At 41.6% G+C, this 22,512-nt stretch carries 17 protein-coding genes; 6 read left to right on the plus strand and 11 right to left on the minus strand.

Features of this window, described 5'->3' with window-relative positions:
• The first annotated feature begins 21 nt into the window (after positions 1 to 21).
• Together ggt and LK453_RS11645 are read left to right on the plus strand one after the other, a co-directional pair.
• Positions 22 to 1,887, plus strand: coding sequence for a gamma-glutamyltransferase (ggt, locus tag LK453_RS11640; RefSeq protein WP_227673744.1), 1,866 nt, complete (start codon positions 22 to 24; stop codon positions 1,885 to 1,887).
• Between the two features lie 106 nt (positions 1,888 to 1,993).
• Positions 1,994 to 3,148 (plus strand): D-alanine--D-alanine ligase family protein, encoded by a 1,155-nt coding sequence (locus tag LK453_RS11645; RefSeq protein WP_201534060.1) that lies wholly within the window; start codon positions 1,994 to 1,996, stop codon positions 3,146 to 3,148.
• Between the two features lie 246 nt (positions 3,149 to 3,394).
• Here LK453_RS11645 and LK453_RS11650 read toward each other — a convergent pair whose 3' ends face one another.
• From LK453_RS11650 to LK453_RS11700, 11 genes are all read right to left on the minus strand, one after another.
• Positions 3,395 to 5,251, minus strand: a complete 1,857-nt coding sequence (locus LK453_RS11650; protein WP_227674367.1) for a DUF4178 domain-containing protein — start codon at positions 5,249 to 5,251, stop codon at positions 3,395 to 3,397.
• 32 nt (positions 5,252 to 5,283) lie between these two features.
• Positions 5,284 to 6,342, minus strand: coding sequence for an SPFH domain-containing protein (locus tag LK453_RS11655; protein WP_007393589.1), 1,059 nt, complete (start codon positions 6,340 to 6,342; stop codon positions 5,284 to 5,286).
• Positions 6,343 to 6,500: 158 nt separating this feature from the next.
• Positions 6,501 to 6,908, minus strand: a complete 408-nt coding sequence (locus tag LK453_RS11660; protein ID WP_007393590.1) for a DUF350 domain-containing protein — start codon at positions 6,906 to 6,908, stop codon at positions 6,501 to 6,503.
• Between the two features lie 249 nt (positions 6,909 to 7,157).
• The gene (locus tag LK453_RS11665) at positions 7,158 to 7,643 is read right to left on the minus strand and encodes an S-adenosylmethionine decarboxylase family protein (RefSeq protein WP_227673742.1); all 486 of its coding nucleotides are present in this window, start codon (positions 7,641 to 7,643) and stop codon (positions 7,158 to 7,160) included.
• Between the two features lie 136 nt (positions 7,644 to 7,779).
• Positions 7,780 to 9,405 carry a spermidine synthase gene (locus LK453_RS11670; RefSeq protein ID WP_201527286.1) on the minus strand — a complete coding sequence of 542 codons (1,626 nt, stop codon included), beginning with the start codon at positions 9,403 to 9,405 and terminating at the stop codon, positions 7,780 to 7,782.
• Positions 9,406 to 9,459: 54 nt separating this feature from the next.
• Positions 9,460 to 11,238: a bifunctional peptide-methionine (S)-S-oxide reductase MsrA/peptide-methionine (R)-S-oxide reductase MsrB gene (gene msrAB, locus LK453_RS11675; RefSeq protein WP_201527284.1), complete on the minus strand. Its 1,779-nt coding sequence runs from the start codon at positions 11,236 to 11,238 to the stop codon at positions 9,460 to 9,462.
• A 230-nt stretch (positions 11,239 to 11,468) separates the two neighbouring features.
• Positions 11,469 to 11,927 carry a hypothetical protein gene (locus tag LK453_RS11680; protein WP_201527275.1) on the minus strand — a complete coding sequence of 153 codons (459 nt, stop codon included), beginning with the start codon at positions 11,925 to 11,927 and terminating at the stop codon, positions 11,469 to 11,471.
• A gap of 26 nt (positions 11,928 to 11,953) precedes the next feature.
• Positions 11,954 to 12,496: a hypothetical protein gene (locus tag LK453_RS11685; RefSeq protein ID WP_201534181.1), complete on the minus strand. Its 543-nt coding sequence runs from the start codon at positions 12,494 to 12,496 to the stop codon at positions 11,954 to 11,956.
• Entirely contained in the window at positions 12,459 to 13,391 is a 933-nt protein-coding gene (locus LK453_RS11690) for an ATP-binding cassette domain-containing protein (RefSeq protein WP_201527271.1), read from the minus strand. Before LK453_RS11690 ends, LK453_RS11685 begins: the two co-directional genes overlap by 38 nt.
• Positions 13,392 to 13,578: 187 nt before the next feature.
• Entirely contained in the window at positions 13,579 to 15,522 is a 1,944-nt protein-coding gene (locus LK453_RS11695) for a glycine betaine ABC transporter substrate-binding protein (RefSeq protein WP_227945159.1), read from the minus strand.
• 436 nt (positions 15,523 to 15,958) lie between these two features.
• Positions 15,959 to 17,371 carry a coniferyl aldehyde dehydrogenase gene (locus tag LK453_RS11700; protein WP_201527260.1) on the minus strand — a complete coding sequence of 471 codons (1,413 nt, stop codon included), beginning with the start codon at positions 17,369 to 17,371 and terminating at the stop codon, positions 15,959 to 15,961.
• A gap of 601 nt (positions 17,372 to 17,972) precedes the next feature.
• Between LK453_RS11700 and lipB the strand changes: the two genes are divergently transcribed.
• From lipB to LK453_RS11720, 4 genes are all read left to right on the plus strand, one after another.
• The gene (lipB, locus tag LK453_RS11705; protein ID WP_201527516.1) at positions 17,973 to 18,809 is read left to right on the plus strand and encodes a lipoyl(octanoyl) transferase LipB; all 837 of its coding nucleotides are present in this window, start codon (positions 17,973 to 17,975) and stop codon (positions 18,807 to 18,809) included.
• A 3-nt stretch (positions 18,810 to 18,812) separates the two neighbouring features.
• Positions 18,813 to 19,577, plus strand: a complete 765-nt coding sequence (locus LK453_RS11710) for a hypothetical protein (protein WP_201527258.1) — start codon at positions 18,813 to 18,815, stop codon at positions 19,575 to 19,577.
• Positions 19,578 to 19,703: 126 nt separating this feature from the next.
• Complete coding sequence (gene ilvD / locus LK453_RS11715) at positions 19,704 to 21,644, plus strand: dihydroxy-acid dehydratase (RefSeq protein WP_201527256.1); 1,941 nt, start codon at positions 19,704 to 19,706, stop codon at positions 21,642 to 21,644.
• Positions 21,645 to 21,906: 262 nt separating this feature from the next.
• Positions 21,907 to 22,365 (plus strand): DIP1984 family protein, encoded by a 459-nt coding sequence (locus LK453_RS11720; protein ID WP_201527254.1) that lies wholly within the window; start codon positions 21,907 to 21,909, stop codon positions 22,363 to 22,365.
• The last annotated feature ends 147 nt before the right edge of the window (positions 22,366 to 22,512 follow it).

Below are 22,512 nucleotides of genomic sequence, written 5' to 3' on the forward strand. Positions count from 1 at the left end.
CAAAGGAAATGAGTAGCTCATATGAAAAATAATCCAGAAAAATCAATGACAGCAAAAAATACGCCTCATCAAGTGGGTAAAAAGCTGGTGTTAACCTTTGTATTCGGTATAGGACTAGGGCTAGCAAGTCTAGCAAGTGCAGACAGCCAATCGTTGCAAATATCTGAGAACAAAACCTATAAAGTCCTGCCTCCTATTCACAACAGCGCTGTGGCTACAAGTCAACCCACTGTTGATTCAGCTATATTCTCATCAAATGCTATTGAGCATCCTTTGTGGGCTAAAAATGGCATGGTGGCCTCACAAGAAGCATTGGCCTCAGATATTGGGCTGCAAATTCTAAAAGATGGGGGCAATGCGGTGGATGCTGCCGTCGCTGTGGGGTTTGCTTTAGCCGTTACCCTTCCTCGTGCCGGTAATATCGGTGGCGGTGGTTTTATGCTTATTTATGACGCCAAATCTGGCAAAACCATTGCGCTAGATTATCGTGAGAAAGCCCCAAGCAAAGCTTACAAAGACATGTATCTAGATAAACAGGGTAATGCAGATAGTGATCTGTCTCGTTACCATGGTTTAGCAGTGGGCGTTCCCGGTACGGTGGCTGGGTTGGTTAGCGCTTTAGAGAATCACGGAAGCCTTCCCCTTAAGACAGTCATGGCTCCAGCAATTAAACTGGCTGAAGAAGGTATTGAAGTCACTCCTGGGCTAGCAGATTCTTTATTAGCACTAGAAAAAAGACTCAAAAAATGGCCGAGTACCGCTAAAATCTTCTTTAAGCCCGATGGAAGTGCCTATCAAGTAGGCGAACGCTTATATCAACCAGAGTTGGCTCAGTCTTTGAAACTTATTTCAAATCAAGGCGCTGATGGATTTTATAAAGGTAAAACTGCCGAACAAATTGTTAAAGCTATTAACGAGGCAGGTGGAATCATGAGTTTAGAAGATTTCGCTAATTATAAAGCCATTGAACGCGAACCGGTTCGGGGTACTTACCGCGGTTATGAAATTGCCTCAATGCCCCCACCTTCTTCGGGTGGCGCACATATCATCCAGATTCTAAATATATTAGAAGGCTACCCTCTCAAAGACTACGGACATAATAGTGCACAAACCATTCATTTAATGTCCGAAGCGATGCAACTGGCCTATGCGGATAGGTCTGAGTATTTAGGCGATGCAGATTTTATTGACGTACCTTTAACAGGCATTACTTCTAAAGCCTATGCTCAAAAGCTTCGCAGTGGCATTAATCCTGATAAAGCCACGCCAGCTACCGCTATTAAACCCAATAATCCTTTACCTTACGAAAGTGATGAAACCACTCATTTTTCAGTGGTGGACAGTCTAGGTAATGCGGTCTCTAATACTTACACTCTGAACTTCTCGTATGGGACAGGGTTGGTGGCTGAAGGAACGGGGATTTTGTTAAACAACGAAATGGATGACTTCTCTGCCAAACCTGGTACAGCTAATGCCTATGGACTTTTGGGCAACGATGCCAATGCCGTAGCGGGTAATAAACGCCCTCTTTCTTCTATGAGCCCGACTATTGTGTTCAAAAATAGCCAACCTTATATTGTGACCGGTAGCCCTGGTGGTAGTCGAATAATCACCACAGTGACTCAAATTATTTCTAACGTAATCGATCACGATTTAAATATTGCCGAAGCGACGCACGCACCGCGAATACATGACCAATGGATGCCAGATGAAATTCGCATTGAGAAGGCACTCAATATTGATACCATCAAGAAGCTTGAGTCTATGGGCCATACAATAACACCGAAAGAAACCATGGGCTCTACTCAATCGATTATGATAACGCCATCAGGAAAATATGGCTCGACTGATCCGAGACTTGTTGATTCAGCAGTCGTAGGATATTAAAAAATCATCAATTAAAGCATTTATATGCAATATAATTTAGACTATACCTAATTAACACCGTACAGGCCTAAGGCCAGATTCATAAAAGACGACAAAGGAACTTAAAGTGACAACTCAAACCTCTAGCAGCTCTCAAAAAAAACACGTTGCTATTATTTTAGGTGGTCAATCACCTGAACATGCCGTTTCTATAAACTCGGGATGTTCCTTATTGAACCATATTGATCGAAATCGATTTAATGTAGAAGCCATCTATATCGATATCGAAGGACGTTGGTGGCAATACCCTCACCAAGAGTCTTATACCTCAGATATTTTTACTATCGAGACGGCACAAGCCATAGCTCAACGCTGCGTCATCATCCCTGATGAGACTTATCAGTTGGTTAAACTTCCAAGCCTTGAAAAGATAGTCTGTGATGTCTGCTTTTCAATTGTGCATGGATCTACTGGAGAGGATGGCAAGCTTCAAGGGGTCTTTGAAGTTGCCAATTTGCCTTATGTAGGCACTGACGTCGCAGGCTCAGCAGTGGGAATGAACAAGGTTATTATGAAAGACATTCTTAATGCCAATGATATTCCAACTGCCAACTACCGAATTGTTGATGCCCGTAGTTGGAAGGCCGATGCCGCTTCACTTATTGAAGACGTACGAAGTCTTAAGCTACCTATCTTTGTTAAGCCTGCAAATACAGGATCAAGCGTCGGAATCAGCAAGGTAGATAGCTATGACGACTTACAATCCGCCATTGAAGTTGCTTTAAAATTTGATCCCCAAGTTTTGGTTGAAGAAGGCATAACGCCGGCACGTGAACTTGAAGTGGCGGTCCTGGGGAATCATAATCCAGAGGTCAGTTGCATCGGCGAAATTAATCCACCAGATGGCTTTTATGACTACGCTTCAAAGTATTTGAATGATACTGCTAAGCTGTCCTACCCTGCGACAGTAGAGCCTGAAGTCGAAGCTAAAATGCGAGACATAGCGGTTAAAACCTATAAAGTTCTAGGTCTTAAAGGACTCAGCCGTGTTGATTTCTTATTAGATCAGGCTACAAATGAGCCTTATATTATTGAAGTGAACACCTTACCTGGCTTTACCAATATTAGTATGTATCCTAAATTATGGGATGTATCAGGCAAACCATATTCAACGCTAATTACTGAGTTGATTGAATTGGCTTTAGACGCACATAAAGACAAGCAGCAACGCCAACTGGATTTTGCCAGAGAGCTAAGCGAACTTCAGAAATCAGCCCATTAACGTCTGTTTTGAGTGCTGTTTAAAGATATAATTTAAAGTCTTTAATAGCTGATTCTATTCTTTACTGCTCGGTTTTGCGAAGATAACAGTTAAACACGAATAGCAGACAAGTAATTCTATTAGTCATTTCCCAAAAAAACTCCCTGCTATTAAGCAGGGAGTTTTTTAATATCAGTCATTTATTTGTCGAAGTTCGCTATTTACCATATTTCTAATAAAGATTAATCTAATTCATTATATTTATCTTTACTTATGTGATCCACCAGAGCTATAACCGGTACGACCATTACTGTTACTATTGCCTCCCCCGACACCACCAGGAATAATAATAATCCCGCCACCTCCTCGGGTCGCTTCTTCATCAGGGTTAGGGCCAGTTACCGCCGGTCTCGAAGCAGCACCAATAAAGAAACTTACGATTAAAGCAATCACTATAATGACCACAGATAACCCTTGAGCGCCCGCAGAGTGATAGTTGAATGGTCCAGTCTCTACCTCATCATTCACATAATCTTTCTCAGATTCGCTGGCTCTAAAATAGACAATATAAATCAAGATAGCAGCAATAATACCGACAATAAGTGAGCCTCCTGCCAGCAGCCACACAGCCGCTTGCAAAATAGTATGCCAAATCAGCAAAGTCTTTAAACTTCCTGACTCACTAAACCCACTATGAGTGGCTGTTGAATTCTTTTTATTTAAATAGCTGCCAAACCATTCTTCCAGCTTGCTATAACTTATAGGTTTGGCACGGGTATAGGTAATTTCACGCTCAGTTTGCTCCGAGGTAATGACCTCATCACCGCTGACATAATCTATTAATAAATCACTATCATCGGTTTTAACTTTCCAGTTAAATGCGCCCATCGCAAAGGTCACCCTATTGCGATAGCCTGAATCAACCTGACGCCATTGCTTATTGTCGTACAGGAGCTGTCCTCGCTCAGGTACTGGCATTTCACTGAGCACCCTTGCCACAAACCAGCCTCTAGACTCCTCGGATAACCACAGAAAACCATCCGTCAGACTATAGAGTAAGTATTCTGTCCAAGTCGCAAATTCACCAACTTCATTCAAGCGCATGATGCCAATGACCACATAATCATGGTAACTATCACTCACGGCTCTGTTGGCGATCTCATCCTCTGCTAAAGAAAACTTATTAACCTCAATAAGATCAGTAGCAGAGATACGCGCTTTAGCACCCAATGGCAACGTACTGTCAAAATGCTGCATTGCTGCATGCATTTCTATGATTTCAGCTTTGCTACCGGTGAGCTTACTTTCACTGTGACAAGCCGGACAAACTAAGTAATCAGTCGCACCCTCGACATAAGGAATAGGACTACCACAATTAGGACAGTCAATCTTACTAATAATCAGTGATGACCCTGCTGCCCTACTTTGACCTGCCTGCTCGTTAATTTGACGCTCATCTTTAAGCAGCTGCATTTGTAGCGCAGCTAACTCAATCGCTTGACCTTGGTGCACCACAGGTGGATAATCTGGACCTAATTCCGCATAATCTAGGGTAATAAACTCACGTTTATATTGCGCATCTATGACCCAAGTTTCCCAGCCCTCACCCATGACGAAAGGTAGCTCGCCCTCACCAGCGATGGCATAGGCCTCACGTCTATCACTAACTTGATACCGTACTTGGTTAAACTCTACGCTATCAGTAATCGATAGATTATCGTAAGTAGGCAGATTACTAGACTGACCTGAACCAATGGTAATACTGTATTGTCCAAGCGCCTCAGATAGCCATCCTGTGTCACCATTGGCAAACTGTAAGTACCACTCGTTCCATACCCCTTGCCCATACTGCAATTGCACTCGGCCAATTACAGCAAAATCGTCGCCTTTAAAGCGACCGACACTGCCTATCTGTACTGGTGAGTAATCCTCAATAGTCAGTGATTGTTTGCCTTGAGCCTTTAAAGCTTCGCCTTCACGCAGCACGGTTGTCTGACAATATTCACACACAGCCATGACAGAACCTGGAGAGGCAAACTCTACAGGTGCACCACAAGAGGGACAAGGCGCGGTGAACGTCAGTACGTTAAAGTTACTGGGTAGCTTAGGCGTTGAGTTGGACAAGTTGTTACTCTCTATTATGTTGTTACTCTCTATTATTTAGACAATTGAGCTAAAATCTTGGCTTTAGTTTCATCATAATCTTCTTGGCTTATTAACCCTTGATCTAGCAAAGTTTTTAGCTGAGTTAATCTTGCCATAAAGTCAGGTTCAGCTGCTTGTGGCTGTGTTGTAGATGGCTGCTGCTGATTTGACTGTTGGTTTGCTTGCTGGTTTTGAGAAGGCATATTAGAACCCCTAGGCTGCATCGCCTCGCTCATTACCTGACCCATATTCATACCCACTCCAAGACCTGCGCCTATGCCTGCCATGCCGCCTTCATTTTTAGCAGCATGTTGAATCGCTTCAGCCGTCTGATAACGGGTATATTCGTTGATATCGCCAATCATGCCCATAGAGATGCGTTTATCTAAAGTTTTTTGCAGCTCATCAGGTAATGACACGTTCTCTACCACAAAAGACTCAAGCGACAGACCATATTTAGCAAAATCAGGTTGCAGCTCTTTTCTAATCTCTTCTGCCATTAATCCTTGATTGGCTGCCAGATCAATAAACGCAATCTCACTCTGACCTAAGCCCGATGCCAAATCTGAAACAATTAAATTACGTAGCTGTGGCTCAATTTGCTCGGCACGATAGTTGTCATTCATACCTGTAATGGTTTGATAGAACTGAGTCACATCATTAATTTTGTAAGAGTACATACCGAAAGCACGCAAGCGAACCATACCAAATTCTGAATCTCTGACGGTGACAGGCTGCGTTGTTCCCCATTTACGACCTTGTTGTAGACGGGTACTGAAAAACAAAACGTCTGACTTAAAGGGAGAGTCAAAGCCCATGCGCCAATTTCTTAAATTAGTCATCACTGGCAAGGTTTCAGTGGTCAAAGTATAGCGACCAGCCGTAAAGACATCTGCTATTTGGCCTTCATTAACAAACACCGCCACTTGACCATCGCGCACAGTCAGTGTCGCCCCATTTTGGATTTCATTATCCGCCATAGGAAATTTCCACATCAATACGTCATCGTCCTGCCAATCCCATTCTATGGCATCAATAAATTGTTTTTTAATAAAACTTCTAAGTCCCATGAGAGTTATCCTTTATATTAATTTGATTGAAAATTTTAATTGAATATCAATGATTAACTGGCATTGATTCAGTAGCATTTATACAGATACTGCTATTAACCAGCTGTGATTTTAATCTTGATAATAAGTAAATGAATGTCAACGTCAAATCTTAGCGTTTAAGATAAGATCCCAGCATTAATAATCCCTAATACCAACGCACTTACGCCAAGCAGTCCGCCTACAGCAGTATTATTACGTCGTATATGTTCAGGCACATTACCGATAACTTTTGCCATGATAAAATAGCCCACAATCTGTACCGCCATTGCCACCGCACTCCAGATTAAAAAGGCCACAAAGCCCGTGTTGTAGATAGCACTGGCGGCTAACGGCAATGAGAAGCCCAAGATAGCACCACCAAAACTTAAGGCGGCTGATCCCGATCCCTTACGGATGAGGGCAATTTCATTGTAGGGCGTAAGGGCCATATAAATCATCGAAAATACAATGAGCATCACCACGCCGCCACCAAAGTAGATGGCGTAATAAAGTAGTTCCGTCTGCAAGCTGTCAAAATTCTGCATTAAGTGCGTCCTAAGTTTTTATTACTTTTATTAAGTTTGGTGCTTATTAAATTGGGTGCTTGTTAAATTGAGTGCTAAATCGAGCGTTGAAGAAGTGATTTGTTAAGTTTAAGCATTTTTTGGCTGAACTCTAAAATCTAATGCTAACAGCCTAGTATTAATATTAAACTTAAACTTTTATTAAATCCTTAACAGACCCTTTATAAAAATATGACTACTTACTCTCTATCATAAAGTAAATATATTGAATTAATGTTGAGAATTGTTTGGTATCTGGTGTTGGCGTGAAACATTATTAACATGGTGTTGTAAAGGCTTAAAGATATTTTTACATACTTCATATAACGCATCTGCCTTGCCGCTATTGTCTTGTGTGACATTACACACATAGATGTCTAGCGTCACCGTTTGATACTCGCCCCAAGTGTGCAAACACAGATGAGACTCCGCTAACAACAGAGTCAGGGTGATACCACTGACTTGATTCTCTATGTCGTGGTTTAGGTTAGAGCTTTGGGTCGTTTCTTCAACTTTGACAGTGTCAGTAGTATTGTCCTGTTGAAACTGCTGACCAAACTCATGTACTGCATTACCGACCAAGGTCAAACCCACCTCTTCTACTGCCGCTATTAACAAACCTAACAGAGGCTCAGTACGGGTCAAAACTTCAGGCTCGCACTGACATTGCCAAAACTCGGCCAATATATGTTTACCTGTCATAGAAGTGCTCTGCATGGGTTCAACCTGTGTCAGTTTCATATTTATAATATTTTCCAGTTACTCATTCTCATTTTGCTTTAACATTTTTATTTAGCTAATTTACCAGCTAAATATTTTTATCTAGTTCAAATTCTCGCAGTATTGTTATGACCTACTCATCTGACCAATCTTTTAGATAATAATGCACCAATATTTGCTTATCTAAAGTATTTGGCTCAACCTCAATCGGCTGCATGTCCGGTGGAAAACTGAACATCTCTCTACTCACAGATGGGGTCAAGAAAGCCATAGGCAAATCATAATGAGTCGGTGGCTCAAAGGTAGTATTGGGACTACCCACAATAAAGCCCCACTCTCCAAAAGATGGCACATAAGCATGATAAGGAGTGGTCTTAAAACCTGCTAACTGTAAGGTTTTATCAATAGACCAAAACGACCTTGGCGCATAATAAGGTGAGGTAGACTGCACCACCACCAATCCTTCAGCGGTTAAATGATCTCGAACCTGATGGTACATAGGCTCCGAATACAGCTTCGCCAAGCTATAATGAGAAGGGTCTGGCAAATCTATAATAATCGCATCAAATAGTCCTTGATTGCTCTCAAGCCATTTATAAGCATCAGCATTAATCACTGATACCCTTGGATCATTCATCGAATTGCTATTTAACTTCTGAAAACGCGGGGTATTGGCAAAAAAATCAGTCATTTTTGGGTCTAAATCGACCAAAGTAATATGCTCAACAGAGTCATACTTGAGTACCTCTCGAGCCGCCATACCATCACCACCGCCTAAAATAAGTACCTTTAATTTCGGCTTAGTGGCTCGCGTACTGTCACTGAGTTTTTGCATTATTGGATGCACTAAGGCTTCATGATACCGGTATTCATCGCGGGTAGAAAACTGCAAGTTGCCGTTCAAAAACAACTGAATATAACCATTCTTTTCAGTGACTATCAGACGCTGATAAGGAGAATTGGTGGCAAAAATGACTGGCGCTTTAAATAGCTTTTGTTCAGACAGACCTACCAATCGATCCGCATAAAGCATACCTACCAATAACAGTATCATTGCCATCAAAATACGCACGATGAGTCTATTTCTGACCTTATGATGCTTAATACGTTCCGCTTTTAGTTGCTGTGCAGTCAGCTTTTCACCATTTAATCCTTTGTTACTCAGCACTGCTACTTTAGGATAAAAATGCCAAGCGGTCCAACCGGCGACCATTACATTCAAAATACCGAATAACACTGCCGAACGGGCCAACCCAAGCATGGGCGCCAATACCAATGGGAATAATAAAGAAACCGCCAAAGCCCCTAGGTAGTCAAAGGTTAAGACCCGGCTAACCAACTCATGGAAAGCTTGCTTTTGAGAATTAAAGATACGCATCACCAGCGGGATTTCCATCCCCACCAGAATACCTATACACATTACCATGGCATAAAGTATGGCTTTAAAGGTAGGCAACCAGGCAAATGCTAAAAACAGTGCAATAGCAGACAGACCACCAACCAGCCCCACCAATATTTCAATCTCGATAAAGCGTTGCAACACTTTTTCTTCAGGTACGTACTTTGACAAATGCGATCCGATACCCATGGCAAACAAGTAAGTACCAATAATGGTCGAAAACTGTAATACCGAGTCGCCTAGTACATAACTTGCCAGCGCTCCTGCTATCAGCTCGTAGGCCAGACCACAGGAAGCAACGATAAAAACCGACAGCACCAATAGTGAGTCGGTTTGCAAACGTTTAAAGGACAGTTTCATAACTTATTTCTTATATTTTAATCGGACAGATGCTGTCTTTATTAGCTGCAGTCTCTATTTGGTTTTTACCATATCCACAAATACCCCATATCCTGACTGTGGCATCTTATCAACCGGAATAAACTGTAATGCGCCGCCATTGATGCAATAACGTAACCCAGTTTTGTCTTTAGGACCATCATTAAACACATGACCCAAATGAGAGTCTGCAACACGTGAACGTACTTCGGTACGCACCATATTAAAGGCCATATCTTTATGCTCTGTAATAACCTCGGGGGCTATCGGCTGCCAAAAACTCGGCCAACCACAGCCTGAGTCATACTTATGAGTGGATAAAAATAAGGGTTCACCACTCACCACATCAACATAGATACCTGGCGCAAATAAGTGATCGTACTCATGGCTAAACGCACGCTCTGTTCCCGCCTTTTGGGTAATATCATACTGCGATTTGGTCAACGTATTTTTAAGGGCGTTTTTATCAAAATTAGCATAGCGTTTAGGATCTAACGCTTGCTGTACCGTCGTGGCCTCTGTCAATTTTTTGGTGCCACTGCTACCAGACGCTTGTACTTTGTCATCGGCTAGGCTCAAATCAATGTGGCAATAACCATTAGGGTTTTTGGCCAAATAATCTTGATGGTACTCTTCGGCCAATGCGAAGTTTGCCAAAGGTTTTTCCTCAACCACAATTTTCTGACTGTATTTACCTTTAAGCTGCTGCAACGCTCGGTCAATAATGGCTTTATCAGCTGCGTCCGTATAGTAAATACCGGTACGATACTGCACACCCCTATCATTACCTTGCTTATTTAAGCTGGTCGGATCAATGACCCTAAAGTAATATTTTAATACCGTTTCTAAGTCTATTTTATCCGCATCATATACCACTTTTACAGTTTCAGCATGACCAGAGCCCGCGATAACTTGTTCATAACTTGGGTCTTTGACGTTGGGATTACCATTGGCATATCCTGAGATAGCATCTACTACCCCATCGACACGCTCCATGTAAGCCTCAAGACCCCAAAAACAGCCACCTGCTAGATAAATTGTTTTGGTATTAATCGGTGTGCCAGCAGAGTTGTAATATACCCCATTCTTACTTTTAGACGTTGAAGACTGAGCTTGTTGCTGACTGTCAGCTCCTACCGCTGTGGGCTTGGCTTTGCTATTTTTAAGATCTTTAAAGTCATTGCCTGCGTTTTCCGCTAAAGCATACGCTTGCTCATTGGTTAAGTTGCCTTTTACCAAACGCACTAAATTGCCTTTTTTATCTAAAATGGCCCAACTGGGATAAACCTGAACACCCAGTTGATTTATCAAGCTGCCTGAGCTGTCAATTAAAACCGGTAGCTTTGGATAATCCGCTTGCACCCCTGCATACCACTGTTTAAAGTCTGACGCCTCTTTTTCATTCAAGTGACCGGGACTTGCGACACTAATGACGTTTAACCCGGCAAAGGCTTTATCCTTGCGCCAGCTTTCTGTTTCTTCTAATGTACCTAAGCATAATGGACACCAACTCGCCCAAAACTTCACTAAGGTTGGCTTATTGCTATCAATTACCTGACTACCAGTATTACCCAGACCTTGGGTTAATTGAGGCAATTTTTTTAACTGATTAAGTACGTCGCTTGGCAGCATGTCACGGCTATCGGTAATCCCTGTATTTGAGGACTCCGCTGTGGGCTTAGTACTGTTGTCTTGAGATACTTTCCCGCAGGCAGGCAATAAGGTGCCGCTCGCGACAATAAACCCCGTTAGTAAAGCGATACGTTTTAATTGTGGACGTTTTTTAGCGAGGGTTTGGGGAGATGAATGTGACATTGGCGTAGTACCTTATTTATTTGCTTAGGCTATTTTATTAAGCGATTTATAGTGATAACCCTTGAGCTATACTCCTATAATGGTGACAGTTGATTCTAATTGCAAAGGCTGATTTGTGCAGGATGAAAGATTGGAACAATTTATCTACACAATGAAAGGCAAGCAGTGTTTTCATACTCTAGTGACACTAACTCTAATGACTAATAAAGTTTAGACCTTTACTTTCAAGCTTATTTAATTGACCTGTTATGAGCTGAGAGGTATTCAGCCATTCCTGAACTAATTAGACCAATTAAAAAAGTTAAAATCTTAAATTGGTTTTGAGAATCGGGCAATATCAGCACTGTATATACAGTAGATGCGATACCACCAAAAATCATTATGACAATCAGCGAGATTAAATTATGTGTGGGTTTAAATAAATGACAGACTTCAGAAAAAACATAGGTAATAAAAGCTGGGACAATATCAATCAAACCTAACAAAGGGGCACCTAAAAGAGGCAATACCAAATCACTAAAAATATCCTCCATAGGTATTTTATTATTTAATGAACTAAATTGAACCTCTATAAATATAGATAGCATGAAAATGAAACCGCCTATAAAAGGAGCAAAAAGACAGTAAGTTATAAACTTCTGTTTTAATATCTCTTTTATAGTCACTTTTATAGTCACTTTTATAGCCACTTAATTTTCTTTATCAAATTTAACAATCATTCCAAGTTTAAACTTTGTATATATTTACCACGACAGACCCCTGTTCTATACCAACCAATCTTTACGAATACCTCACCACTATCTTCTTCTAAATAACCGTAGTTAGCCTTCGCGACCAAAGCAGTAAACTGATTATGACAAAATCCTATACCTTCAGATTCTTCTAACTCAGTCTGTTCCCATATCTTCTGCTGTTTAATATTATCTATTAGCTGATGTTCAATCTCTCCGTTAGGACCTGCATAGTATTTATACATGCTCATAGAGTTTTGCTTTAAGACATCATCGGTTTTGATAGGTTTTGGCATACCCACTGTGATTTTATCTAGTAATTCAGTCAACTGTTCCTTAGTAGGTTTGTCCTCGATAGACCAATAAACGTCTTTTTGTTGCTGTACATAACTATCATACACTCGCCATATTCCAAGCCAAGCTAGCGACATAAGTATAATGGCAACAATAGTCTTAGCAATATTGACGGCTTGTTGCACACTAAACTCTCTAGCTTCTGGCAACCATAAATCTTGCAACGTAATCATCAGCAGGATGTTCACGCAATTGCTGTGAAGTACCGGTCTGTACCAACCGGCCCCCATTAAGAATACTAATACGACTACCAAGCTTTATCGCTTCGTCGATGTCATGGGTAATGAAGACAATGGTTTTGTTTAACTTATCTTGAAGCTGTAGCAGCTGATCTTGCAACTGCCCTCTGATTAAAGGGTCTAAAGCAGAAAAGGCCTCGTCCATCAGTAAAATCGGGGTGTCTACTGCCAGAGCCCGCGCTAAGCCCACGCGCTGCTGCATACCACCTGATAGTTCATCAGGATAACTACTCTCCACACCTTCAAGACCTACCTCATTAAGCCAATGCCGAGCAATCTCATGACGCTCAGCTTTGGGTACTTTACGCACTCGCAGTCCATAAGCCACGTTTTGAATCACTGTCATGTGTGGTACCAACCCAAAATGTTGAAATACCATACTTACATTATTTTGGCGAAAGCTTTGTAATTGCGGGTCATTTAAGGTCAATACGTTAATGATTGAACGTGATGTGGTCGCTTCATTAGGCACTAAAAACTCGACATTATCGCTATGAATAAAGTCATTATTTATTGCCTTGTTTGTGTTGCCCCCAGTCTGTGTTTGTTTGGAATCACAATCAATCCAAATCTTTCCCTGCGTCGGATCAATCAAGCGATTAATATGTCGAATTAAGGTAGATTTACCTGACCCTGACAAACCCATAATGCAGTGTAGCTCTCCGGCTTCAATACTTAGGTCAACATTATACAAGCCAACAGAATGGCCCGTTTTTTCACGCACTTCAGCACTGCTCATGCCTTGCTCAAGCAATGACAACACTGTATTCGCCTCACTAGGCGTGGCATCAAAAATTTTGCTGACATTTTCTAAACGTATATGGCTCATAGTGAATTGTCTTAAATTATAGTAACGATGTAAGTTATATGGATTTCATAAGTTGCGATATATAGTGAGTTCGCTAAAGTAGTTTTTCTTGCTTAGGCTATTTTAACTTATTAACTCAAATCAACGATCAATCGAAAATATAGGTTTAGAGTCTAATCTCTGCCCCTTAATCTCGAATCACTCCCCCTTAATTATGAGGCTTAGGAGTGTTATAATAATGATGACCGTGATTGATTAATTCATTACGGGCACGACGTCCCTGACCAAAGGCTTGGGTAATACGGTCAATAATGATCGCCATAATGACAATTGCCGTTCCTGCCTGTAAGCCTTGCCCTATGTTTAAGGTCTGAATCGACTGCAACACATCCTCACCAAGTCCTGGTGCGCCGATCATAGAGGCCAAGACCACCATAGATAGCGACATCATAACTGCCTGATTCACGCCCGCCATAATATTAGGCAACGCTTGAGGCAACTTAATCCAAAATAATAACTGGGTATGGGTGCTACCAAAAGAACGACCAGCCTCTACCATTTCATGAGGAACCTGTTTAATACCGAGCATGGTCAGACGAATAAGAGGTGGCAAGGCATAAATTACCGTGGCAAATAAAGCAGGTACTTTACCAATACCAAATAGCATTAATACCGGAATTAAATACACAAAGCTCGGCATGGTCTGCATGACATCAAGTACAGGGGTCACCACCTTACGTAGCACATTGCTACCTGCCATCAAAATTCCAATGGGAATACCAATCACCATGGTTACTAAAACTGAGACAATCAATAACGCCATAGTCTGTACCAATGCTGGCCATAACCCAAACGCACCAATTAAGAATAGCCCTGCCCCGCATGCCACAGCAAACCAAATCTTACGGGTCGCAAACCATCCGAGCAGTGCAATAAGACCCAAAATGAGCCAAGGCGGAGTAACCTTTAATAGATTTTCAATGGGTAATAAGAGATACGTGAGTGCCACATGACTAATCGATCTAAAAACTTCTCCAAAGTTCTGTACCACATAACTCAATGAATTATTGAGCTTGGTCTCAAAAGACCATTCTGGAAACCATGCAAACGCTGAAGCCGTACTATTAACTGCCATATTATTTTCAGAAGCTTGTGATTCTGAATCTGACGTTAAAGAGATATTTAAGTTGCTAGCGAGACGGTTTGCCGCTTCTGGCGTCAACCAGTCTTTCCAAACCTCAGGATTTTGTTGCAAGAACAGCTTCGCTTGCTCTTCCCCACTACGCTTGCTTTCATTCATCTCCAATATCGCCCCATTAAGCGTATCGGGCGAGAACTGAACTTTATTGAATGCTTCTAATAACTGCGGCTGTTGACTGATGAATGGCTTAGAGACCGCTATTCCAAGCTCGGAGACTGGAAAGCCGGAAACACAATCTGTGTTACTTTTGGCATCTAACAACTTATCCCAACATTTTTCATCATGCTCAGGAAAGGCTATCGGAGCAAAGTCATACTTTGCCATCAAACCGGTAGGCTGCCAATAATAAAACAACAAGGGCTTGTGCTGCTCGAATGCTGAAGAAATCTCTGCATCTAGGGCAGCGCCGGTACCTGGATGTACATTATTAAACTTTACACCTTGGGCATTGGGCTGAGTTAAGCCTAAATTCTTCAATATATGACTATTAAATACTTCACAAGTCCAGCCCGTCGGACAATTCATGAATCGGGCGTTTTTAGGATTTTCAGGGTCGGTAAATAAATGACTAAACTTTGCTAAATTTTTATAGTCTTTTAGCTCAGGATTATCTTCTAGCACATACTTCGGCACATACCAACCTTGAGTTGCACCACCTTGCAAGGTACTGCCTATTACCGCAGCCTTATTAGCAGCGATGGCCTCCTCCATGATAGGAGAACGACCTACCCACTGCTCTCCAATAACTTGGATATCATCTTGTGCTAAAGCCGTCTCCAAAGCCGGTCCTGTTCCGGGTACAGACTCTGTAGTACAGCCATAGCCCTCTTCAGCAATAATCTGCAGTACAGCAGAGATGAACTGACCACTCTCCCAAGTCAGGGACCCAAACTTAATAGGACTGTTCTGATCATCACCACAAGCAGCAAATACTTGCGAGGATAAAAACAATAAACTAAGAAGCAGCCATCTTCTGAAATTTTTAATTAGATGCACCGTATCGCCTTTTTGAAGAATTAAGAATGAAAAATAAAGAATACACGTTAAATAGACTAGAGCCAGATACTTGTAGTTTACTTAACTATTGTTTAACCAAGTTACCGCCTATTCAATATTTTTTAGTCTACCTTCATATTTATCCAAATGCGAACGTTGAGATTATGGCTGTAACATATTACCAATAAAAAAGCCCTCACCTTGGCTTGAGGGAGGGCTTTCTAGATAAATATAGACACTCGATAACGTCATATTACTCATAATTCTAATAAAACCATTAGCAACTTAGAGTTGTGACTAATGATGTTATAGCCAACTATGTTATAGCCATTCATGTTATAGAGGATTATGTTGTAAAAGTCATTTAACGACTGACCATTCAATTAACTGATTATTTGGTTAGAAACTTTAATCCCTTTTTGAACAGCGCACTGTAAGGGGGCAACATAACGTTCATGGCGTTAAATTTGGATTGAACAAAGATTGGTTTCATATGACTCATACGCTCAAATCCCCACTTACCGTGATAGGCACCAATACCAGAATGACCCACACCACCAAATGGTAGCTCATGCTGGGCCACATGCATAATGACCTCATTCACGCCCACACCGCCTGAAACTGTGTGATTGCGGACATATTCGATATCGTCATTATCTTCGCCAAATACATATAGAGCTAAGGGACGTGGACGGTCATTAACAAACTCGATCGCATCTCGAAGACCATTGATATGCACTAGAGGTAACACAGGCGCAAATAATTCATTTTGCATAACATCGCTTTCAGGATCAGGATTTACCACGATAACCGGCGGCATCAGACGCGTCTCCGAGTTTGCTGTCACTTCAGTTAAAGGCACTACCTGTTCGTTAGGTAATTTGTCTAAGTAACCTTGGATTCGTCTAAACTGACTGTCATTGATAATGTGGGTATAGTCTTCATTGTTGGCGATATTGGGATAATGCTTTTTCACCCACTCTTTAGCAAGTTTCACAAACTTGCTGTGCAAGGAAGAATTTATCAAAACATAATCGGGTGCAATACAGGTCTGACCGGCATTTAAGGTCTTGCCCATCATCACTCGATTGACTACATTTTCTAAGTTAACGTCATCCAATACGATAACCGGTGATTTACCACCAAGCTCTAGAGTAACAGGGGTAAGATTTGGTGCAGCAGCAGCCATAACTTTCTTACCCACACTGGTTGAACCGGTATAAAGCAGATGATCAAAAGCAAGCTCACTAAAAGCAACAGCTAACTCCACATCGCCTACCACTACCGAGACCATATCTGCTGAGAAATGTTCTGAAACCGCTTGAGCGAAAGCCTCAGCAAATAAGGGAGCCGATTCACTCATTTTAATCATGATACGGTTGCCCGCTGCTAACGCATCAATCATAGGACCTATGGCCAAAAATAAAGGATAGTTCCAAGGCACCATAATACCAACCAGACCTAGCGGCTGTGGTTGAATTTCATTATGGGCAGGACGATACAAGGCTGATATTCCCACACGTCGTGTTTTCATCCAAGACTTACCATGCTTTTTGGCATGGGCGATACCTTGGAAGCTTGGGAATAACTCTGCAAACTGAGTCTCATCTTTGCTACGATGTCCAAAATCCTGACTGATGGTATCTGCAAAAACCTGCTTATTGTCACTCAGCATATTTTCCAGACTATCGAGTAAAGCCTCTCTGTCCGTCCATGAATTCAGTGGACTTTTGCGGCTTAAAGCATACATATGCTCGAACTGATCATTCAACTGCTCAGTGGTGGTAATAATACTCTGACTCATTCAAATATCCTTTTTGACTTGTGTGTGATTGGTGTTAATCATTAAACCATAATTGAAGGGTTTAATTAAACCTACTCATAGTTAGACATAAACCGGCTATTTAGTTATCGGTTATTTAGTTATCGGTTATTTAGTTATCGGTTATTTAGTTATCGGTTATTTAGTTATCGGTTATTTAGTTATCGATTCTTTAGTTATCGGGTATTGGGTTATCCGTTATTGAGTGAACGTCTAACTAAAAATCCACTATGCTAAAAAAATAGCATAAATAGAAGTAACTTTGTGCAATGAATTATTAATGATATACGTTCGATAATATTTAATGCTATTTTATTTACAATAGCGTGAGTTAGCTTAGTAATAGCATTAATTACCTCGATAAAAGCACTAGTTAGCTTAGCATTAACTGCCTTGTCATCAGTTACCATGACGTCAGATTAGCTACTTTTGACAGACATCATCATTAGAGCTATTGAGAACAGTGGCGGCATCAGAGAGGATTACTGTTTTAAGCTATGGCGAGCATTCGAGCCTCGTGATATGCTATAAATTCCATAACGAACAATAATTAATCATGACTTCAAATAATATTGTGCCTAACATGACTCCTAATACTTCTACGATTGATGACCCTACCTTGCCTGCTGATTGCACATCTAATAATTTGATATTACGTAGTTTAATTAATGCAGATTATCAAGATACCCATAATGAGATGTTGCAAATCACCTTGGATCGTATTGATAAAAAAAGACAAGGTATTATTACCCCAGATCAACTGTGGGTGGTTGAACACAATGATGTGTATACCCTAGGGCAGGCGGGCAAAGAAGAGCACATTTTGCAACGCGGCACTACCCCTATTATTCACACAGACCGCGGCGGTCAAGTTACTTGGCATGGCACCGGTCAATTGGTGGTCTATTGGCTTATTGACCTACAAAACACAGGATGGTCAGTACGTGACTTAGTGTCACATGCGGAGCAAAGTATTGAAGACGTGTTGAATAAGGCGCTAAGCTCACAGCCTTCAGGACAAGAGTTTTATGCCAAATCTCGTCGCGATGCACCAGGGGTTTACATTTATAACCAAGATGATGTGATGCTAGGTAAGATAGCCTCTTTGGGTTTCAAGATTAAACATGGTTTTAGCTATCATGGTATCGCCCTGAATCTGAATTGTGATTTAGCCGTTTTTAACTCTATTAATCCTTGCGGCTATGCTGGTATGCAAATGTTAAAACTGGCAGATTTTGTTGACTTAGACAAAGTGCCGTCTGCGGCGAGCCATGCAGATAACTTATCTCAACAAGGTTTACAAATAATAGAAGGCTCAGTCTCTGAACTGGGTATTACCCATCAACTTATAAAAAATATTATGCAGCGTGAGTCAGGTGACATCGCCCTTCGAGCTTTACAAAGTAATAATGAGAAATAATTTATGACTACTGATACCGGCTTTAATACTACCGCGTCTAATACGCCCCAACCAATAAATGTTACCGATGCCGCGGCTGGTGAGTTGAGCCATACTGAAGTCAGCCCTGTGCAAGACAGTAATCAAACTGCTTTGAAATCCGATAACTTACTGAACAATCCAAATACCTTGGTACTTAATAGTATATTGGACGACAAAGACATAACTTGGCAGGTGCACAATTGTAAAATTATCGATAAGACGGTCACTCAAGATCAGCCGCTACCCTTTATCTATCACTACGACACTTTGCCGGAAGATATCAGAAAACAAAATCCTTTAAAGGGTGATTTACTCAAGCAGTTCCAAACACTGATGTCTGCGAAACAAGCGGCTCAGTTACTGGGCGTAGACCCTGATTTAATTCCTAGCCCGTGGATGGTCAAAGTTACCGGTACCTTGGTCATGTTTAGTGAGCGTCTGCAAATTGCTTTAAGATTAAAATTTACCAATACTGCAAAAACTCATGATCCAGTTTATACCACCACAGCGGAGAAAGCGGTGCAAACGTCAATGGAAGATTGGCATTTTTATGGCGATGTATTTGTACTTAACAAAGGCGACAAACCACTGATTATGACTACCGATTCAGACTGGATTGAAATCCCGCAGTTGGCAGAGTATCAAGTGCTGCCCGGTGAATATGGATTAGCGGCATTGGCGTTATTAGAAGAAAGCAAGTCTTTTATCACCCCATTAGAAGACGCTATCAAACAAAGATTGTTATAGTAATTTATTCAAATAAATCATAATATTAAGTTATACATAAACAATATTTTTTGCTTTAACCAAAATCAGATTAATAAGTTACAATAACCGATAGTAACCGAACCTCAAAGATAAAAAGGATGTTTTATGCAATACCGCTCTAAGACTTCAACTTCAGGCCGTAATATGGCAGGCGCTCGTGCTCTATGGCGTGCCACGGGTATGACTGATGGTGATTTTGACAAACCAATTATTGCCATTGCCAACTCATTTACTCAGTTCGTTCCAGGTCACGTCCACTTAAAAGATATGGGACAGTTGGTCGCAAGAGAAATTGAAAAAGTTGGCGGTGTTGCTAAAGAGTTCAATACCATTGCTGTCGATGACGGTATTGCCATGGGTCACAGCGGTATGCTTTATTCGCTACCAAGTCGTGACTTAATTGCTGATTCTGTTGAATATATGGTCAATGCGCATTGTGCAGATGCCTTAGTTTGTATCTCTAACTGTGACAAAATTACCCCAGGTATGTTGATGGCGGCTATGCGTCTTAATATCCCTGTGATTTTCGTTTCAGGTGGCCCTATGGAGGCCGGTAAGGTATTGGCAACAGATTTAGATTCAGGTTTGATTAGTCATAATACTGATGGTTCAGATGATGCTCCAGATGCTGATATCGTTAAAAATGAGCAAGGAAAAACCATTCGTAAGCTTGACTTAGTTGATGCGATGATTGACGCCGCTGATGACAATGTTAGCGATGCAGATGTATTAGAAATTGAACGTTCAGCGTGCCCTACTTGCGGCTCATGCTCGGGTATGTTTACGGCTAACTCAATGAACTGTCTGACAGAAGCGTTAGGTCTGTCTTTACCGGGTAATGGCTCGTTGCTTGCGACTCACGCCAAGCGTGAAGCGTTATTCTTAGAAGCAGGACGCCGTATTGTTGACTTAGCCAAGCGCCGTTATGAGCAAGATGATGACTCAGTATTACCACGCTCTATCGCTACTAAGGCCGCTTTTGAAAACGCCATGAGCTTAGATATTGCCATGGGTGGTTCGACCAATACTATTCTGCATTTATTGGCTGCGGCTCATGAAGCAGAAGTAGATTTCAAAATGGCGGACATTGATCAATTAAGCCGCCGCGTGCCTTGCTTATCTAAAGTAGCGCCAGCGACTCAGAAATACCACATGGAAGACGTACACCGTGCAGGGGGTGTTTTCGGTATCTTAGCAGAGCTAAATCGTGCAGGTTTATTGACTACGGATATTCCTACTGTTCATAGTAGCTCGCTACAAGAAGCTTTAGAGATGTGGGATGTGATGAATACTGACCATCCAAACCATCAAATTGCTCGTGATTTATACATCGCAGCACCAGGTGGGGTACGTACCACCCAAGCGTTCTCTCAAAACAAAGCATGGTCTAATCTTGATCTAAACCGTGAGTCTGGCTGTATTCGCTCTGTCGACAATGCCTACTCTACTGACGGCGGGCTAGCAGTGTTATTTGGTAATATTGCTGAACGTGGCTGTGTGGTAAAAACCGCCGGTGTTGATGACAGCATCTTAACGTTTACGGGTCGTGCTCGTGTGTTTGAATCACAAGATGATGCCGTCGAGGCGATTTTGGCCGATAAGGTTGTGGCTGGAGATATCGTCATTATCCGCTACGAAGGACCTAAAGGTGGCCCAGGTATGCAGGAGATGCTCTACCCAACTTCATACCTAAAATCAAAAGGCTTGGGCAAAGAGTGTGCCTTATTAACCGATGGTCGTTTCTCTGGTGGTACCTCGGGTCTATCAATCGGTCACGCCAGCCCAGAAGCCGCTGAAGGCGGTGCTATTGGCTTGGTTGAAGAAGGCGATACCATTCACATTGATATTCCTAACCGCAGTATCAACCTTGAAGTCTCTGACAGTGAATTAGCAAAACGTAGAGAAGAAATGCAAGCCCGTGGTAGCAAAGCGTGGAAACCCGTTAGCCGTGAGCGTCATGTGAGCCAAGCTTTACGTGCTTATGCTGCTATGACCACCAGTGCTGATACCGGTGCTGTACGTGATGTTAGTCAAGTTGAGCATTAAGCAACAAAGGATTGGCATTAGTTAGACTTGCAATAAGTTAGATCTAATATTTGTATATTGTAGCTCGTACAAAAAGTCAGCTTCGGCTGGCTTTTTTGATGCTTAAAATATATTATTTTTTTAATCCATAACAACGGCTTAACTTATAGAGTCAGTATCTTGTAGAGTTGAGATCTCATAGAATCAGCATCTTGCTCTTTATACGAAATATAGAAACTATACACGTTATAAAACTTAGACCACCTATTAAGTAGGAAATACCATGAAGCTTGCAGAAGCACTATTGATTCGAAGTGATTTACAAAAAAAGCTGTTCCAATTAAAAGCACGTATTGCCAATAATGTAAAAGTGCAAGACGGTGATAGCCCAAATGAAGATCCCAATGCACTCATCATTGAAGCCAATCAAGTCATCACCGAGCTTGCCACATTAATAGAGAAAATTCACCGCACCAATGCGTTAAGTCAAACTAGCGAAGGTGAATCGCTATTGAGCCTATTAAATAAAAGAGATGAGCTGGAGATGCGTCATAAGCTTTTGAGCGATGCCATCGATATGGCCAGTAACGAAGCTGCCCGTTATAGCCCCCGTGAAATCAAATGGAAGGTAATGGTCTCCGTTTCAGCCTTACAGAAGCAAGCCGACGATTTGTCCATGAAGTTACGCAAATTAAATCTTGTTATTCAAGCAAATAATTGGCAAATAGATTTGGTTCAATAGGCCCTATTACGCTCCTCTAACCTCCCCTTATTTGCTACAATAATAGTTGGAACTGACTGGGCGAGTGTCAGACCCCTTACCGCCACAACAGGGGGTTGAAAATATTCTGTAGTGGTTGCTAAGCGTTGTGGGCAGGCGTGTTTTTTT

Source organism: Psychrobacter sanguinis (assembly GCF_020736705.1).
Taxonomy (GTDB): Bacteria; Pseudomonadota; Gammaproteobacteria; order Pseudomonadales; family Moraxellaceae; genus Psychrobacter; species Psychrobacter sanguinis.

What these genes read in the sequence shown, in the direction of transcription:
- ggt (WP_227673744.1), top strand. Translation starts at nt 22, where the DNA reads ATGAAAAATAATCCAGAAAAATCAATGACAGCAAAAAATACGCCTCAT.
- LK453_RS11655 (WP_007393589.1), bottom strand. Translation starts at nt 6,342, where the DNA reads ATGGGACTTAGAAGTTTTATTAAAAAACAATTTATTGATGCCATAGAA.
- LK453_RS11660 (WP_007393590.1), bottom strand. Translation starts at nt 6,908, where the DNA reads ATGCAGAATTTTGACAGCTTGCAGACGGAACTACTTTATTACGCCATC.
- LK453_RS11665 (WP_227673742.1), bottom strand. Translation starts at nt 7,643, where the DNA reads ATGCAGAGCACTTCTATGACAGGTAAACATATATTGGCCGAGTTTTGG.
- LK453_RS11670 (WP_201527286.1), bottom strand. Translation starts at nt 9,405, where the DNA reads ATGAAACTGTCCTTTAAACGTTTGCAAACCGACTCACTATTGGTGCTG.
- msrAB (WP_201527284.1), bottom strand. Translation starts at nt 11,238, where the DNA reads ATGTCACATTCATCTCCCCAAACCCTCGCTAAAAAACGTCCACAATTA.
- LK453_RS11685 (WP_201534181.1), bottom strand. Translation starts at nt 12,496, where the DNA reads ATGATTACGTTGCAAGATTTATGGTTGCCAGAAGCTAGAGAGTTTAGT.
- LK453_RS11690 (WP_201527271.1), bottom strand. Translation starts at nt 13,391, where the DNA reads ATGAGCCATATACGTTTAGAAAATGTCAGCAAAATTTTTGATGCCACG.
- LK453_RS11700 (WP_201527260.1), bottom strand. Translation starts at nt 17,371, where the DNA reads ATGAGTCAGAGTATTATTACCACCACTGAGCAGTTGAATGATCAGTTC.
- lipB (WP_201527516.1), top strand. Translation starts at nt 17,973, where the DNA reads ATGACTCCTAATACTTCTACGATTGATGACCCTACCTTGCCTGCTGAT.
- LK453_RS11710 (WP_201527258.1), top strand. Translation starts at nt 18,813, where the DNA reads ATGACTACTGATACCGGCTTTAATACTACCGCGTCTAATACGCCCCAA.
- ilvD (WP_201527256.1), top strand. Translation starts at nt 19,704, where the DNA reads ATGCAATACCGCTCTAAGACTTCAACTTCAGGCCGTAATATGGCAGGC.
- LK453_RS11720 (WP_201527254.1), top strand. Translation starts at nt 21,907, where the DNA reads ATGAAGCTTGCAGAAGCACTATTGATTCGAAGTGATTTACAAAAAAAG.